This window comes from Dactylosporangium roseum (genome assembly GCF_025264685.1).
In the GTDB taxonomy this organism is placed as follows: Bacteria; Actinomycetota; Actinomycetes; order Mycobacteriales; family Micromonosporaceae; genus Dactylosporangium; species Dactylosporangium roseum.
Genome location: NZ_CP073721.1, coordinates 3,059,180 through 3,074,988 on the forward strand (window position 1 = coordinate 3,059,180; position 15,809 = coordinate 3,074,988).

Below are 15,809 nucleotides of genomic sequence, written 5' to 3' on the forward strand. Positions count from 1 at the left end.
CGGTCAGAAGATCTCGTGGACGGCCGGCGGTACGTCCGGCGTCTCGTCCCCGATGACGAATGCTTTGTGTACCAGCGACCGGGCGCCTTCGATGTCACCGGCGTTGTAGTGCAGCTCGGCCAGCACGTCGCCGGTGCTGACCCGGTCGCCGACGCGCCGGTGCAGCAGGACGCCGGAGCCGTAGTCGAGCGGCGCGTCGTGGGTCAGTCGCCCGACGCCCATGAGCAGGGTGGCGCTGCCCACGGCCCGCGGATCGATCTGGGTGACCAGGCCCGACTCGTCGGCGGTGACGAGGAGCCGGCCGGTAGCCGAGGGGAGCCGGTCGGGGCGCTCCAGGACGGTGACGTCCGCGCCCTGGGCGGCCGCCCAGCGCAGGAACATCTCGTATGCGGAGCCGTCGTCGAGAGCCTTGTTGATCTTGAGTTCTGCTTCCTCGTCGGACAGTCCCGGATCGGCGCTCTGCAGCATCAGGCGGCAGATGGTCGCGCACAGATCCCACAGGCCGGGGCTGCGCTCGCCCCGCAGCACCGCGAGCGCCTGTTTGATCTCCACTGCGTTGCCGACGGCCGGTCCCAGCGGCTGACTCATGTCGCTGAGTACCGCCCGGGTGCTGAGGCCGAACGACCGCGCGAGATCAAGCATGGTCCGAGTGAGCTCGACGGCCCTGTCCCGGTCGGGGATCAGGGCGCCCGCCCCGGTCTTGATGTCCAGTACCAGGCCGTCCGCGTGCACGGCGACCTTCTTGCTGACGATGCTGGCCGCGATCAGCGGAATGCTCTCGACCGTCCCGGTCACGTCCCGGAGCGCGTAGGTCGCACCGTCGCCCGGCGTCAGATCACCGCTCTGGCCGGTGATGACCATTCCGACCGACCGGATCATCGGTACCACCTCGTCGGCCGGCAGGTGCACCCGCAGGCCGGAGATGGACTCGAGCTTGTCGAGTGTTCCACCGGCGAAACCCAGGGCCCGGCCCGTCATCTTCGCCACCGGGACGCCACAGGCCGCCACCACGGGCACGACGATAAGCGTCGTGGTGTCCCCGACGCCGCCGGTGCTGTGTTTGTCGACGACCGGGCCGTCGACGCCGCTGAAGTCCAGGCGTCCGCCATCGCGGGTGTAGGAACGGGTGAGAGCGGTCAGCTCCGGGGTGGAGAGGCCGCGGCAGGCGACCGTCGCCAGCCAGGCCGACATCTGGTAGTCCGGGATCCGCCCGGCCACGAAATCCGCGACGATGGCTTCGATCTCGTCGTCGGGCAATGTGCCGTTCGCGCGCTTCCGGTTGACCGAATCCAGGATCCGGGCCGAGGCGGCGATGGCCGCGCTGCTACGGGTGGACCCGGGTGTGGTCATGCGGCAACCTCCCGAACAGCCGAGCGGATCCGCTCGACGAGCAGATCGAGCGTCGTCTCGTCGATCGTCAGTGGCGGCACGGCCATGACCACGGCACCCTGCCGCCGCAGCAGCAGACCCCGCTGCTGTGCGGCCGTGACCACGGCGACCGCGGTGGTCTCGTCCTCGAACTCCAACGACACGAACAGACCCATGCCCCGGACATCGGCGACACCTCGTGTTCCGGCCAGCTCCCGCAGTGCGTCCATCAGCACCTCGCCGAGGCGCTGGGCGCGGCCGGCGAGGTCGTCCCGGACGAGAAGGTCGAGCGTGGCCAGGGCGGCGGCGCAGGCGATGCCGTGCCCCGACGTCGTCTGCCCGAACCGGAGACCGCCCACGAACGGATCCCGGCCGAAGGCGGTGTAGATCGACTCGCGGACGCTGACGGCGCTGATGGGCGCATAGCCGCCGGCGAGCCCCTTGCTGGTGACCACGATGTCGGCGACGACGCCCTCGTGCTCGAAGGCGAACATCCGCCCGGTACGCCCGTAGCCCGTCGACACCTCGTCGAGGATGAGCAGTGCGCCGTACTCGTCGCAGAGCCGGCGCAATCCGCTGAGGAACCCGGGCGGCAGCACGACACCGCCGCCCACGTTGATCAGCGGCTCGACGACGACCGCCAGCGGCGGCTCCTGCCCGTCACCTGCCAGCGCCGCCCGGAACGCGGCGAGAAGCATGTCCAGCGCCTCCGGCGACCGCATCTCGCGGGCCGGCGACGGGAGAGTGACCCGGGTGACCGGCATCGGCTGGTGGAACGGGTGGTCGAGGTGCGCCAGCCCGGACAGGCTCCGGGCCAGCACGGTCGAGCCGTGATAGCCGGTCGCGAAGGTGACGACCCGAGTGCGGGGATCACCACGCAGCCCAGCGTACATTCCCGCGATGAGCAGCGCGGCCTCCACGGCCTCCGTCCCGCTGTTGGTCAGCAGCGTCCGGGAGAGGTCGGCCGGCATCAGTCCGGCCACGCGTTCGGCCAGGGCGCCGGCCGTGTCGTGGCTCGCCACCGACAGGTCGTAACCGTGCATCCGGGACGCTTGCTCACCCACCGCATGTGCCACCTCCGGTACGGCGTAGCCGCACGTGAGGTTCGGGGAGGAAGCGTCCAGGTACTCCCGGCCGTGCTGGTCGGTCACGTAGCAGCCGGTGCCCTTGACCAGCATCAGGCCTGCCATATCGGCCTTCAGTGGAGACCAGATGTGCCACAGGTGGTCCCTGTCGCGGATTTGCTCCTGTGTTACGTGCATGTGCTCCGGCCCCCGTGAGGTCATGGAGTACGCGAGTTGGAGTCGCCGAAGGTCATGGCCGTCGCCAACACGTCGTACGGCGGGTTGTTCGTCAGGTAGAAATGGTCCCCGCGTGCCGTCAGCCGTGCGACGGTACCGGTAGTCAGCGTGCCCCACGGCCGGGTGTCCGCGTCGGTGTCCCGATCACCGGTCAGCACCGTCACCGGGCATCGAAGGACCGGCTCCGGAGCCATCCGATAGGCGTGAAACATCCGGCTGTCCGCGGTGACGTACGGCAGGATCAGCTCCCGGAAGACGGGATCGTCCAACATTTCCCGGCTGGTTCCGCCCATGCGCGCCAACTGCTGGATCGCTTCTTCGTCGGTGTCCGTCCGGCCGTCGTCCGCGACGGGCTCCGGCAGCGGTGCGTCGCGCGATCCGGAGGCGAACAGATGGGCCACCGGAACGCCGCCGGACTCCAGTGCCCGAGCGGTTTCGAGAGCCACCGCCGCGCCCATGCTGTGTCCGAAGAGCAGAAGCGGTCGGCCGCCGGCATGCGTACACAGGTCGGCCGCGACGTCGTACGCCATCCGGCGGAGATCCGTCTCCGGCTCCTCGTCGATCCGTTGTGCCCGGCCCGGATAGCAGACCGCGAGCACCTCCGCGGCCGGTAGACGCGGTGCCCAGCCGCGGTAGAACGACGCTGAGCCACCCGCGTGCGGGAAGCAGACCAGCGTATGGGTGGCCCGGGCCGGCGCCCCCCACCGTTGGAGCCAGACACCCGACCCGGTCATCGCGCACCATCGCCAGGCACGGCCCGGTCCCCGGCGCCGGGGGTCGTCAGGCTTCGCCCCCCGCGGGTACGTCGTGTTCGCGCGGCTCGGGTCCGCGCCTGCGACGGCTCGGCCGGTCCCGACCCCTGCGACTCGAGGTAGGAGACCTGCTCCGCGACGGTGGTGTGGCGGAACAGGGCCAGGACGGGCGGGCGCGAGCCGGTGAACTCCTCCAAGGCATCCTGAAGTCGGAACATGGCAAGCGAATGTCCACCCATGTCGAAGAAGTTCACATCGACGGGAACCTCCTCGATGTTCAGCACCCGGGCCCACGCGGCCCGCACCTGCGCCAGCTTCGACGTGTGCGGTGACGGGCGCTCGGCAGTGCTCACCACGGCGGCCCGCGCGGCCTCGGCCCGGACCTGCTCGGCCAGACGAGCGCGGTCCACCTTGCCGTTGGGGGTGAGTGGGAACTCCGGCACCACGTGCACGGCCGGCACCATGACCGCGGGAAGGTGGGCGCGTAGCTGGTCGCGTACCGCGGCCTCCGAAATCTCGCCCGAGGCGGTGACGAAGGCGATCAGTTGTTCCCCGGTCGCATCCGGAAGCGCCACCGCGTCCTTGACGTTGGCGGTCAGGCGAAGCTGCTCTTCGACGGCACCGAGTTCGACCCGGTGGCCTCGAATTTTCACCTGGTGGTCGCGCCGCCCGAGGAACTCCAGCTCACCGTCGGGCGCCCACCGGGCGACGTCGCCGGTACGGAACATCCGGGCGGCGGGGTCGGGGTCGAACGGGTCCGCGACGAAGGCGCGTGCCGTGGCGTCGGGCTTGCCGAGATATCCGCGGGCGACACCCGCACCGCCGATGTACAGCTCGCCCTCGACGCCCGGTGCGACGGGCCGCCTGCTCTCGTCGAGAATGTACAGCCGGGCGCCGGGAATCGGGCGGCCGATGGTGACCGGCCCGGGCGCGGAGAACCATCGATAGCTCGCGAAGACGGTCGCCTCGGTCGGGCCGTACTCGTTGACCAGCGCCACGTCGTCGCCGTGGACGGCGAAGTGCCGGCGCAGCAGGGACTCCGGCAGCGTCTCGCCGGCGACGATCACGACGTCGAGCGAGGCGAGCGGAACCGTCCCGTCCCGTTCGGCCGCGTCCAGCACGCGTCCGTACAGCGACGGGATGCAGAGCATCCGCGTGACCCGGTGCTGAGCGATCAAGGACACCAGCCGGTCGGCGTCCCGAACCTGATCCGCTGAGGCGATCACGAGATGGCCACCGGAGGTCAGCGTGCCCCAGATTCCCGCGGCCGAGGAGTCGAACGCGAGTGGTGACACGAGCAGGAACGTGGCGGCGCCGGGATAGATCGACAATCGGGCCCGGGTCGAGGCCGTGAGCTGCTCGTGCTCGACGACGACGCCTTTGGCCTCACCGGTGGTCCCGGAGGTGTAGATGACGTACGCGGCGGGTCCGGCCGGCGTCCGGCCCGTGGCGTTGACCTGGAACACGGTCAGAGCCTCGCCGGGAGACGCCAAGGCGCGGCCGGGGGAACCGTCGAGAGCGCCGGTCACCACCGGCACTCCTGGGGTGTCGGCGACCACGGCCGACACATCGGCGTCGGCCAGCACCGCCCGGACCCTGGCCGGCGGAAGGGTGATGTCGATCGGCACGTACGCCGCACCGGAGGCCAGAACACCGAGCACCGCCACAGTCATGTCCGCCGACGGCTCGCAGACCACCCCCACCCGGGCGCCCGGGCCGCAGCCGGCGTCGCACAGTCGCGCGCTGAGCCGCTCCGCATGTTGCCGCAGCTCACCGTAGGTGAGAGCCGAGCCGGGGCCGGAGACCGCGACCTGTGCCGGCGAATGTCGCGCGACGGCGAAGACCTGCTCGTGGACGGGAGCGCGGGACCCCTCAGGCAATGGATCTCCCACGCCCCGCTCTGCCGATCCCAACATCGGCATGTCAGGCCACACCGTCCTGCCCGTCGGCCGTGTCGTTCACGGTGAGTGCGCCGGTGTGCGAGGGCGCCAGATACGCCGCGATGCGGTCCGTCACCTTGCGCACGGCATCGAGGTACCGGTCGTCCTCGTCCTCGAATCCCCGTGGCCCGCACGGGACTGGGATCTTGAACGTACGCGCGGCCAAGCGCTCGGCGACCGGGTAGTCCGACCGAACGCACGCACGGTCGTAGGTGGTCACCGGCGACATCGGATGCTGAAACAGGTGCAGGGTGTGCAGCGGCGAGGTGGCTTTGGGTACGTCGACGTCGGTCAGGCCTTCGGCGTTGCAGGCCGCGACCAGCCAGTCCCGGCCTCCGGGAACTTGGCCCGGATCGACCTCGAACAGGAGCGCGTAGTGCGCCGAGATCCGTTCCGGTGTGGACATCGTCAACGCGGTGACACCGTCGATGCGGGTGAAGTACTCCGCGATGTCCGCCGCGTACCGCTGCTTGCCGCCGATCCAATCGTCCAGTTCCGCGACCTGGCCCACGGCGAAGGCGATACCCAGCGGGTGGGCTCGATACTTGAGGCCCAGCCCGGTGACCGAGTAGGCGTACAGCGGGCCGTCCGGATCCATCTCGTTCATGGCGCGTTTGTTGAAGTGACCGAGCAACTGAGCCCTGTCGTAGACGTCGAGCCGGTCGGTGGCCAGCACACCGCCCTCGCCGGCCGCGATGATCTTCTGCGTCTGCAGGCTCCACGCCCCCGCGGCGCCGAAGGCGCCGACCCGGCGGCCCCGGAAGGTCGCGCCGTGCGCGTGCGAGCAGTCCTCGACGAGATCGAGGCCGTGCTGCTCGGCGAATGCCGTGACGGCGGCCATGTCGCAGGGCAGGCCCCACATGTGGGTGATGACGACGGCCTTGGTCCGGTCGGTGACGAGCCGGGCGGCCGCCTCGGGGTCGAACGAGCCGTCCGGGAGGCAGTCGACGAGGACCGGCAGCGCGCCGAGCTGGAACAGGGACGCAGAGGTGGCGAAGAAGGTGTACGTGGGGCAGAGGACCTCGTCGCCCGGGCCGATTCCGATGCCGTAGAACGCGGAGTGCAGCGCGGCGGTGCCGGAGTTCATCACCAGCCCGTATCGCACGTCATGCTGTTTGGACCAGGCGTCCTCGAAGTCCGCCACCACGCCGGACTTGTCGTAGATCGACAGTTTCCCACTGCTGAGCTGCCGATTGACGAGATCACGCCATTCTGGTCGCTGCTTCGGCCAGCAATACTCTGTACTGCTGGTCAGCACGGGAGTCGCGCCGTCGATGGCTAGGGTCGTAACAGGCACTGCACGTCTCCCGGTCCGTCGGTTTCACTGGGGCCTGCTGGACGATCGAGCGATAGAGCGCGTCGATGGCCGAGATGATGTCCAATCCGTCCGCCACCTCCTGCGCGACGACGTCCCGGTCGGAAAGCTTGGCGAGGGTGTCCAGCACAACTTCGGCCGGTGTGGCCCAGTCGCCGTCACCGTCGACTTCTTCCGTCAAGTTGTTCGACCGGTCGTAACGCCGGAGATATTGCCGGGTCAGCTCGATGTGCCCTTCGGCACCATAGATTCTGATCTTTTCTTCCTTGGTTGCCTCACACAGCGAGAGGCGAAGGGTGCCGGTGGTTCCGTTGCGGTAGGTGAGATTGGCGAGAACGGTCTCTTCGACGTCGTAGGAAGCCGATGGAATCAACTTCGGCGCGGTCGTCGCGTACGCCAGCGACGGAGGCCCGAAGAACCACTGGAGAACATCGATCATGTGATATCCCATGTCGATGATCGCGCCGCCGCCGGACGTATTCGGATGGGCGCGCCAACCGTCCCGGTAACCGTCGGCGTTCAACTGGTAGATGGCTTCGAAATGACGCACATCACCGATTTGTGCCAGCGCTGATTTTGCGTACGCGTAAAGTGGATGATACCGCCGCTGGACGCACAGGCGCATGAAGGAGTCTTCCTGACGGAGCAGGTGGGCCAGCTCATGAGCCTGCGGAAGAGAGATGGCGAAGGGCTTTTCCTTGAGAAAGGGAATCCCTCGAAGAATGAGGTCCCGCGCGACGTCCAGATGAGTGTGGTGCGGGGTGGCGACAATGGCGAAATTCGGACTGGTCTCGTCCATGGCGGCCGCTCGGTCGGTGAAAAATCGTGGAGCGACAATTTGCTGTACCGTCGAAAGTTTCTCGTTGAGACGCTCTTCGGCTGAGCGGTCCACATCACATGCGGCCACGAACTCTACCCGGGGAGCCAGCTCTGCTAATGCCGGCACGTAGTCGTCCAGTGCTCGGCGTCCGACTCCGATCAATAAGCAACGTAGTTCGGGCACGCCGCCCACAGGTCCTCCCCCTCGACCGCCATTTTCTCGCGAAGTTCGTCGCATTCCCTGCGCAACAGGGACAGGTACCTCCTCTCGACCGTACACTTCTGTCCAACTTAGCGGCAACCATCCGCCATCGACAATACCTTGTGAACGGTCCCGCCGTGGGGCACTGCGCACATCGGACGATCTTGGATCATCCTCGGGTCCGCTTGGCGATTCGCCAGAGCTCCCGGCGCTCGTGCGGGGCCAGGGCCGCGGGGTCCGCGGCATGCTCGTCGATGTAGTCGAGGCGGCTGGTGAAGCGGCGCACCGCGCCCAGCAGTGCGTGGTCGGGATCCACCCCAAGCTGCCGTGCCACCTGCACGGCGGCGAAGAGCACGTCACCGACCTCGGCGGCCGAGGGGTCGGCGCGGGCCTCCGCCAGCTCGTCCTCCACGTCGGCGAAGGCCGCTGCCAGGTCGGGCAGGCCGAACCCCCGCTGTGCCCCGCGGGTCTGGGCCGCGAGCGCCGACCCGAGCGGGCTGGCCGGAACCGGCGGAGCGGCGGATTCCAGGAACAAGGTGGTCCAGCCGTCTATTTCGTCGCTGGTCAGCTCAGCCCAGCGCCGGCGCCGCAACAACTCGCCGGTCAGGCCGAGGCGGCGGGCGACGACGACAGGGGATTCCGGGTCCACATAGCCTCGCTCGGTCGCCTCACGGAGCCACTGCGGAGTGACGCCGGCCAATACGAGATTTCCGCTACGCAGTGTGGCAGGAGTCACATCTTCCGGGGCGGCGAGCAACGTCCCGCCGAACGGCTGGATACCCAGGCGGTCCCAGAGCAGATCGAGGAAGGAGACGTTCGGTACGACGCGGACCGCGGCGCCGTGCTCCCTGCGCAGGCGCGTCACCAGCGGTTCGAGAACGTACGGTGAGCCGGACACGGCCACGACCACGGGTGTGTCCTCGCGGCAGGCCGCCAGTGCGACCTCGGCACCGAGGGCACCGTGGTCCAGGCGGACGGCGTGGCCCGCCTGCGACATTGCCGGGTGTTCGGCCGCCGTGGTAAGCAGGAGAGCCGGGGAACCCAGCGCCTCCCGGACCGCGGGTGACACCAGGTCCAGTGGCCCCGGGCCGAGTCCGACCACCGTGATCCGCCCTTGCTCGCCCAATGTCTTCCCCCGCGTCAGGTGTCTGGCCGGTGTGCAAAAAATCTGCGTGTATCTATCTCACGGGCCTCCGTCCACCAGGGGCGCGGGATAGACTTCCGTCCATGAAGATCGGCTACGACCGGGCGTCCGCCAGTGGCCACAGCCGCAGTGACGCAGTCGACCAGCAGACCAGGCCATCGACGAACATCCACGCCTATCCGGTCCAGTTCGAAGCCGTGGAGCCCCGGGCCTTCTTCGCGGACCCGCCAGGGGCACTGTACGCGCACGTGCCCTTCTGTACGAAGAAGTGCCACTTCTGCAATTTCGCGATCACCACGGTGCACGATGGCGATCTCCGTAGCAGTTACGTGCGCGCGATGGTCTCGGAGATCCGGCGATCCCCGGAGGCTCTTCCGGTCCCACGCTCGACCTTCGGCGCGCTCAACATCGGGGGCGGAACGCCGGCCCTGCTCGAAGGCGAGCAGCTAGCCGAGATCGTCGAGGCGATGCGGTCCACCCTGCCGGTGGCCCCGGATGCGGAGGTCGGCGTCGAGTTCGACCCCGCCACGGTCACCCCAGGCAAGACCCGTCAGTTGCTCGACGCCGGTTTCACCCGCTTCAGCGTCGGCGTGCAGAGCTTCGAGGACCAGGTCCTCGCCTCCGCCAACCGGGACCACGACGCCGCTCAGGCGCAGGCGGCGCTCGACATACTCGTCGGTGAGACGCGCGGGCGCCGGGTGTTCGTCAACGTCGACCTGATCTACCCGCTTCCCGGCCTGACCGGCGAGCAGTGGCTGGCCGGTGTACAGCGGGCCTGTGACATGGGGATCGACGGCATCACGCTGTACGGCCTCGAGATCTGGCCGAAAACGGTCTTTCACCGGTGGAGTTCGCGGAGCGAGCTGGATCTGCCGGACCGTCGGGACGAATTGAAGTTCCACCTCGAAGCACTTCAGATCCTCTGGTCGGCCGGTTACCGGCCGGGCGCGGCCAGCGCCTGGATCGCCCCGTCGGCCGACCGCTACTGCTCCTACCTCGACGTCGTGTGGTCGGGCGATCCCGTCCTGGGATTCGGCGTCAGCTCCCGGTCCACCGTCGACCGGCGGTCGTGGAACAACATGCGGTCGATTCCCAAGTACGTCGAGGCGATCGACGCCGGTCTGTCGCCGATCGAGACCGGTTGCGTCCGCAACGCCGCCCAGTCGATGCGTCAGCACATCATCCGCGGATTCAAGCGCGGGTACGTCGACCCCGCGGCGTTCGCGCGCGATTTCGGCGTCACCGTGACCGAGGCCTTCCCGCAACAGTTGGCGAGGATTCTGGACGCCGGTCTCGTGGTCGAGGAGGGCGGGCGGCTCGAACTCACCGACCTGGGACGTGTCATGGTGGCGAACATCGTCCATGTTTTCGTGGAGGCCGATGACCACGACGCGCGCGGGCGTCATCAGATCGGTGTCTCGTTCGAACCGTACCCGGCCGCCGGACGCATCTTCGAGGAGGAAGCTTGATGAACTGGTCCCACGGGCCCTTGATGGCGGAGATCTACCAGGCCAGGACGCCCGTCGGGCACAGCTACGGCGATGTCGAGTACTACACCCGTCATCTCGCCGGCATCAAGGGCAAGATCCTCGAGATGGGCTCGGGCACGGGCCGGATCCTGGTTCGCCTGCTGGAGGCGGATTTCGATGTGGAGGGTCTGGAGCACTCGCCGGATATGATCGCGATCTGCCGCGCCAACTGCGAGAGCCGCGGCTTTGCGCCGGCACTGCACGAGGGCAACATGACGTCCTTCGTGAATCCGGAAGCCTACGAGGCCGTCATCATCCCGGCCGGCACGATTACCAACCTGGACGGACGCGAGCTCACCCGGGCCGCGCTGGAGTGCTGCTGGCAATCGCTGGTGCCCGGCGGCCGATTCATTCTCGACCTCGAGATCCCGGGCCTGCTCACCGGACCGCAGCAGCCGCTGAAGCTGTGGCGGTCCGGGGAGGACCTGTGGACCATCGAGATCGTTCATTCCACCTTCAACCCCGCCAAGAATCAGATGGTGGAGTACGTCCGCTACGAGAAGTGGACGAGCGGTCGGCTGATGGGAACGGAGCTCCACATGTTCCGTACTCAGCATTGGGTCCCCGAGGAGTTCGCCGCGCTGCTGCGTGAGGTCGGGTTCGTCGATGTCAGGATCACCGCCAACTATGACGACGACGCGCGACCGGGCCCGCGGGACAACGACTGGAGCTTTCACGCGACAAAGCCGGAAGCCACTACCGACTGATCGGTGCCGGATCGGAGCGGCCGGGCGGCGGTGTCCGATCCGGGACGGGTTTGCGGCTGCTGAAGGGGGAGCGACATGACAGCGATCAGAACGGGCAGTGCCGGCCTCAACGTTACGGACCTCGAACGATCGGTGGAATTCTATCGGAGGGCCCTGGGATTCGAGGTGATCCGGCAGTCGGACGGCGCGTCCCGGCGCTACGCACTGCTGGGCATCGACGATGCCGTCCTGCTCACCTTGTGGGAGCAGTCCGCCGCCCGGTTCGCGGCCGACCGGGCCGGTCTGCACCACCTCTCCTTCGAGGCGTCCACGCTGGACGATCTTCGAGCGGCGGAGGCGCGGCTGCGGGCCGCCGACGTGGCCATCCGGGACGACCCGGAGGGCGGTGACGCCGCGTCGGCGGGACAGCTATTCTTCACCGACCCGGACGGTATCCGACTGGAGATCTACACGGACGACCCGCAAGTCCCTCCGGTCTCCGAACCCGGTCCGCCCCGGTGCGGCTTCTTCGGCGTGTGACCGGTCCGATGCCGAAGAATCCATGGTTTCCGTACCCCGTGCGCGCCGGCGGGGTGTATCTCGGCTGCCTTCCGCACGTGGGCGCTCGCGGCATGACGGGGCGCCTGGCGGCCCGCCGTCCCATCCGGCCGGGGTTGGAGCGCGCGTCGTGATCAGATCGCAGATAGGCGCGAAGATGTGCTCGATGTCCGGCCTGCGGGTCATCATGGACGACATCGCCGCGCTGTCCGGCCGACCGGGCGACGGATGGCTGAACCTCGGTATCGGCAACCCCGCGCTCATCCCGGCGGCGTCCGCCTTCTGGCGGCGGCGGGTTCAGCAGGCCACCGACGCCGACTTCGAAGGTCTGAGCTGCAGCTACGGTCCGTCGCGAGGCCTGCCGGCGCTGCTGGACGCGGTTGTCCAGTATTTCGGACAACGCCTCGGCTGGCCCATCGACACCGCGAACGTCATGATCGGCCCCGGTAGTCAGATGTTGTGCTTCATCGCCGGAGCGCTCTACGCGGGCCCGTCATCCGACCGCCGGCGGGCTCTCGTCCTGCCCGCCCTGCCGGACTACACAGGTTACGAGGCGTCGACGATGCACCCGCATGTCGTGGGTGTGCCGAGCAACATCGTCGCCACCGGCGACCATCGGTTCCGCTACGAGCTGGACACCGCGGCGGTGGGCGGGACGCGGGACGCGGGCGTATTCCTGGTGTCCAACCCGAGCAACCCGACGGGACGCTCGCTGAGCGAGCCGGACCTCGCCGCGATCGTCAAAGCGGCCGCCGCCCAGGACGCCCTGACAGTCGTCGACAATGCCTACGGTCAGCCATTCCCCGGCATCGCCGTCACGGAGACGCCACCGGTGTGGGGCGACGGCGTGCTGAACTGCTTCAGTCTCTCGAAGGCGGGACTGCCCGGCGAACGGATCGGCATCGCCATCGGGCCCGCGGAAGTCATCAAGGACATGGTCGCCTTCCTGGGCAACACCGTGCTGCACGCTCCGCGGCTCGCACAGCACGCCGCCGCGGCGGCCCTGCGCAGTGGCGACGAACTGGACGCTCTGGTCACCGAGACGATCCAGCCCTTCTACGCGGCGCGCTGGAACCTGGCCGCCGAACTGCTCGCCGAGTGCCTTCCGGACGACCTGAGCTGGTACACGCACGACGGCGTACGCGGCATGTTCGCCTGGCTGTACATCGACGAGCCCTGGATCGACGACCTACGTCTCTACGGCCTGATGAAACAACGCCGCGTCTTCGTCGTGCCGGGCTCATACTTCTTTGCGGGGTCCACGTCGCCGACGACGATCCAACACGGCCGCCGATGCGTGCGGATCAGCCTCAGCGCGCCGGAGCCTGTGCTGCGGCAGGGCATCGCCCGGCTCGGCGACGCCCTGCGGTTCATGGCTTCGTGAGGCGGACGCCCGGCCGGGACCGGAGCCCGTCGGGCGACACCGTCGTATCGGCGATCACCGCCGATACGACGGCGGCCCACTGCGCCAGCATCCCGTGCGCCTCCTCCGGTGTGAAGCAGCTAGTCGCGTAGTCGGCGCGAACCAGGTACTCGTCGCCCGAAGCCACCACGTATTGACACCAGTCGAACTTCGGGGCGGCCGCGCCGACGTACACCCGCCGGCACCGCAAGCCTGGCATCCGCAACTCGCCAGGGTCCTCGTCGATGACCAGGACCACCCGGGCAAGGTTGTCGCCGGACAGAATCGCGCGGGCGGAGATCGCGGCGGAGCTGATCGCCGCGTACGGCGTGTACCGGTGCCGCAGCATGGCGAGGACGCCGGCTTTCGTCGCCCCACACACTTCCACGAACGACGTCGTGGCAGGTACCCGGAGGCGAAGCGGCAGCAGGTCGCTGAGGCAGCCGAAGAGCTGGTCGGTGTCCGGGCCGCGGCGGCGCGAGGTGGGGATGCCCAGAATGACGTCCTCCACCGCCACGGTTGCCGAAAACGTCATGGCGAGGGCCGTGGTGAGGACGACATGGGTGGTGGTGCGCTGCGCGCGTGCCAGGCGCCGGATCGCCCGGCCGGTCTCCGCGGGCAGGACCATGCTCACCATGTCACAGCCGGTTCCCCGTTGTGCGGGAAGCGGCCGCTGGTACGGCGGCAGGTTCGGAAGCGGCGCCACGTCCTTCAGGTACGCCGTCCAGTAGTCCAGCGCCTGCGGATCGACGCCGGCCGACCGCTGGGCCAGCGCGTACCGGCCTGGGTCCATCGTGGGAGCGGGGAGGTCGGCGGCGTCACCGGTGATCGCCGCGCGGTAGAGGGCGCCCAACTCCTCGGTGAGAACGGCCAGCGCGACGTCGTCGACGACGACATGGTGGAGCTGGATGAGGAGCACGTGGTCCAGCGGGGAGAGTTCGTACAGCGTGATGCGGAAAGGAGCGCGGGTGAGGGGGAGCGAACGGGACGCGGCCTTGCGCAGCGTCGCCTCGATGTCGCCGCCTGGCCACGGCAGCACCTCCATCTCCACCACCGCGTCCGGGTCGATCCGCTGCACGCTGCCGCTGTCCTCGAGAAGGAACCGCGTACGCAGCGCCGCGTGCCGGGCCACGAAGTCCGTCAGAGCCCGGCGCAGTGCCGACCGGTCCAGGGGACCCTCGATCCGCTGCGCCCACGCCTCCAGGAACGGCGACGGCCGGCGGGCAAACTGCTCCGCGATCCAGAGCGACTCCTGTTCGAAGGACAGGGGGTAGGACGGGCTGGTCATCGGCGGCCGCGTTCGCTCAGGGCCCGCAGATCGACCTTGCCGTTGGCGGTGATCGGGAGGGTTACGACGCGCTCGATCGCCGTGGGCACGGCGTACGCGGGCAGGAAGTCACCCAGCCGCCGGCGAACGTCACGTGGGGCCGGACCGTCCTCGCCGGTGGTGTAATACAGCGCGATGTGGTCGACCTGCCCCTCACCACCGGTGACGGCGACCGCCGCGCACATCCGGATAGCGCCGATCCGCCGGGCGGCGCTCTCGATGTCGCCCAGCTCGATGCGATTCCCGTGGAGCTTGATCTGCCTGTCGATGCGGTCGAGATAGTGCAGCACGCCGTCCTCGTCGAATTTGCCCAGGTCGCCGGTGCGATAGGCGTGTTCCGGCCGTCCGTCGACCTCGATCTGGACGAATTTCTCCCGGGTCAACCGGTCGTCGTTCACGTAGCCGGTGGCCAGTCCGGTGCCGGTCACCAGGATCTCGCCCGTCTCGCCGGGCGCGGCGGGGCTGCCGTCGTCGCGGATGACCACGACCGTCGTACCGGGAACCGCGGACCCGAGAGGAATGCCACCCGGCCGCTCCGTGTCGGCGAGAGTCATCCGGTGCAGGGTGCTGAGCATGCAGTTCTCGGCCGGCCCGTACCCGTTCCACACCGGGATGCCGGGGAAACGCCGGAGAAACGCCGCGACGTGCGACGGCGACTGTTTCTCCCCGCCGACGTAGATACGCCGCAGACCCGCGAAGCTGTCGATGTCCTCGTCGACGAACAGGTTGAACAGCGAGGTCGTCAGCCACAGGGTGTCGACCGCGGCGTCGGTGATGAGCGTACGCAGCCGCCGGGGCATCAGATGATCCTCGGCGACCAGCACGCACGTGCCACCCACCGTCAGTTGTCCCCAGAGCTCGAACGCGTACATGTCCCACGGCAGGGGTGCCGCCTGCGGCGTCACATGGCCGCGACCGAATCCGGCCAGGCCGCCGTGGCCGAACATCCGGGTCACGGCGCGATGGGTGGTGACAACTCCCTTGGAGACGCCGGTGGTCCCCGACGTGAAGAAGACCGTCGCCGGGTCGTCGAGCGCGACGCCGGGCGAGCGGAAGGGGACCGCGTCCGCAGCAACTGCGGCGAGCGGCCGCGGGACGACACCGTGAACCGGTCGGCCCGCGACTGAATCCGTCGTATCGCCGACCACGACCGGTACATCGAGCTGACCGAGGATCGACTCGATACGCGCGGCCGGCCAGCGTGGGTCGATCCCGGTGTACGCCGCCCCGCACTTGAGGACCCCGAGCTGTACGGCCACCAACTGCGCCGAGCGGGGGAGCAGCAGGGCGACGATGCCGCCCGGGCGTACGCCCCAGGACGTGAGCAGGTGTGCGTAGGCGTCACCGGCGGCGGCAAGCGTACGGTAGCTCGTGCGCTCGGTGCCGTGAATCAGGCCGATGTCGTCGGGCGAGGCGGCGGCGAGCCGGTCCACCGCCACGTGGATGGGGTGCCTCGTCGGCATCGC

At 68.8% G+C, this 15,809-nt stretch carries 13 protein-coding genes; 4 read left to right on the forward strand and 9 right to left on the reverse strand.

The features are described 5' to 3' along the window. Positions 1-3: 3 nt before the first annotated feature. The 7 genes from Drose_RS14470 to Drose_RS14500 all read right to left on the reverse strand — a co-directional run bounded on the left by Drose_RS14470 (position 4) and on the right by Drose_RS14500 (position 8,799). A complete protein-coding gene (locus Drose_RS14470) occupies positions 4-1,350 on the reverse strand; it encodes a thymidine phosphorylase (RefSeq protein ID WP_260728710.1) in 1,347 nt (448 codons plus the stop codon). Beyond that, positions 1,347-2,546 carry an aminotransferase family protein gene (locus tag Drose_RS14475; RefSeq protein WP_260728711.1) on the reverse strand — a complete coding sequence of 400 codons (1,200 nt, stop codon included), beginning with the start codon at positions 2,544-2,546 and terminating at the stop codon, positions 1,347-1,349. Before Drose_RS14475 ends, Drose_RS14470 begins: the two co-directional genes overlap by 4 nt. Before the next feature lie 104 nt (positions 2,547-2,650). Beyond that, on the reverse strand, positions 2,651-3,403 hold the full coding sequence (locus Drose_RS14480; RefSeq protein WP_260728712.1) for a thioesterase II family protein: 753 nt from the start codon (positions 3,401-3,403) through the stop codon (positions 2,651-2,653). Further along, a complete protein-coding gene (locus Drose_RS14485; protein WP_260728713.1) occupies positions 3,400-5,301 on the reverse strand; it encodes a non-ribosomal peptide synthetase in 1,902 nt (633 codons plus the stop codon). Before Drose_RS14485 ends, Drose_RS14480 begins: the two co-directional genes overlap by 4 nt. Positions 5,302-5,344: 43 nt before the next feature. Continuing rightward, a complete protein-coding gene (locus Drose_RS14490) occupies positions 5,345-6,619 on the reverse strand; it encodes a DegT/DnrJ/EryC1/StrS family aminotransferase (protein ID WP_260728714.1) in 1,275 nt (424 codons plus the stop codon). After that, entirely contained in the window at positions 6,564-7,688 is a 1,125-nt protein-coding gene (locus Drose_RS14495) for a Gfo/Idh/MocA family protein (RefSeq protein WP_260728715.1), read from the reverse strand. Before Drose_RS14495 ends, Drose_RS14490 begins: the two co-directional genes overlap by 56 nt. Positions 7,689-7,866: 178 nt before the next feature. After that, positions 7,867-8,799: an SAM-dependent methyltransferase gene (locus tag Drose_RS14500; RefSeq protein WP_260728716.1), complete on the reverse strand. Its 933-nt coding sequence runs from the start codon at positions 8,797-8,799 to the stop codon at positions 7,867-7,869. A gap of 125 nt (positions 8,800-8,924) precedes the next feature. On the opposite strand from Drose_RS14500, the gene Drose_RS14505 reads away from it, so the two are divergent. The 4 genes from Drose_RS14505 (at position 8,925) to Drose_RS14520 (ending at position 12,998) form a co-directional block, all read left to right on the forward strand. Beyond that, positions 8,925-10,310 (forward strand): coproporphyrinogen-III oxidase family protein, encoded by a 1,386-nt coding sequence (locus tag Drose_RS14505; RefSeq protein ID WP_260728717.1) that lies wholly within the window; start codon positions 8,925-8,927, stop codon positions 10,308-10,310. Between the two features lie 23 nt (positions 10,311-10,333). After that, positions 10,334-11,077 (forward strand): methyltransferase domain-containing protein, encoded by a 744-nt coding sequence (locus Drose_RS14510; RefSeq protein WP_260728718.1) that lies wholly within the window; start codon positions 10,334-10,336, stop codon positions 11,075-11,077. A 75-nt stretch (positions 11,078-11,152) separates the two neighbouring features. Next, on the forward strand, positions 11,153-11,596 hold the full coding sequence (locus tag Drose_RS14515; protein WP_260728719.1) for a VOC family protein: 444 nt from the start codon (positions 11,153-11,155) through the stop codon (positions 11,594-11,596). Positions 11,597-11,744: 148 nt separating this feature from the next. Then, on the forward strand, positions 11,745-12,998 hold the full coding sequence (locus tag Drose_RS14520) for an aminotransferase class I/II-fold pyridoxal phosphate-dependent enzyme (RefSeq protein WP_260728720.1): 1,254 nt from the start codon (positions 11,745-11,747) through the stop codon (positions 12,996-12,998). On the opposite strand, the gene Drose_RS14525 is transcribed toward Drose_RS14520, so the two are convergent. After that, positions 12,985-14,304 carry a condensation domain-containing protein gene (locus Drose_RS14525; protein WP_260728721.1) on the reverse strand — a complete coding sequence of 440 codons (1,320 nt, stop codon included), beginning with the start codon at positions 14,302-14,304 and terminating at the stop codon, positions 12,985-12,987. The two genes, Drose_RS14520 and Drose_RS14525, sit on opposite strands and share 14 nt — an antisense overlap. Further along, positions 14,301-15,806 (reverse strand): amino acid adenylation domain-containing protein, encoded by a 1,506-nt coding sequence (locus Drose_RS14530; protein WP_260728722.1) that lies wholly within the window; start codon positions 15,804-15,806, stop codon positions 14,301-14,303. The genes Drose_RS14525 and Drose_RS14530 overlap by 4 nt, the downstream gene beginning before the upstream one ends. Positions 15,807-15,809: the final 3 nt, after the last annotated feature.

What these genes read in the sequence shown, in the direction of transcription:
- Drose_RS14470 (WP_260728710.1), bottom strand. Translation starts at nt 1,350, where the DNA reads ATGACCACACCCGGGTCCACCCGTAGCAGCGCGGCCATCGCCGCCTCG.
- Drose_RS14530 (WP_260728722.1), bottom strand. Translation starts at nt 15,806, where the DNA reads ATGCCGACGAGGCACCCCATCCACGTGGCGGTGGACCGGCTCGCCGCC.
- Drose_RS14480 (WP_260728712.1), bottom strand. Translation starts at nt 3,403, where the DNA reads ATGACCGGGTCGGGTGTCTGGCTCCAACGGTGGGGGGCGCCGGCCCGG.
- Drose_RS14515 (WP_260728719.1), top strand. Translation starts at nt 11,153, where the DNA reads ATGACAGCGATCAGAACGGGCAGTGCCGGCCTCAACGTTACGGACCTC.
- Drose_RS14505 (WP_260728717.1), top strand. Translation starts at nt 8,925, where the DNA reads ATGAAGATCGGCTACGACCGGGCGTCCGCCAGTGGCCACAGCCGCAGT.
- Drose_RS14475 (WP_260728711.1), bottom strand. Translation starts at nt 2,546, where the DNA reads ATGCTGGTCAAGGGCACCGGCTGCTACGTGACCGACCAGCACGGCCGG.
- Drose_RS14525 (WP_260728721.1), bottom strand. Translation starts at nt 14,304, where the DNA reads ATGACCAGCCCGTCCTACCCCCTGTCCTTCGAACAGGAGTCGCTCTGG.
- Drose_RS14510 (WP_260728718.1), top strand. Translation starts at nt 10,334, where the DNA reads ATGGCGGAGATCTACCAGGCCAGGACGCCCGTCGGGCACAGCTACGGC.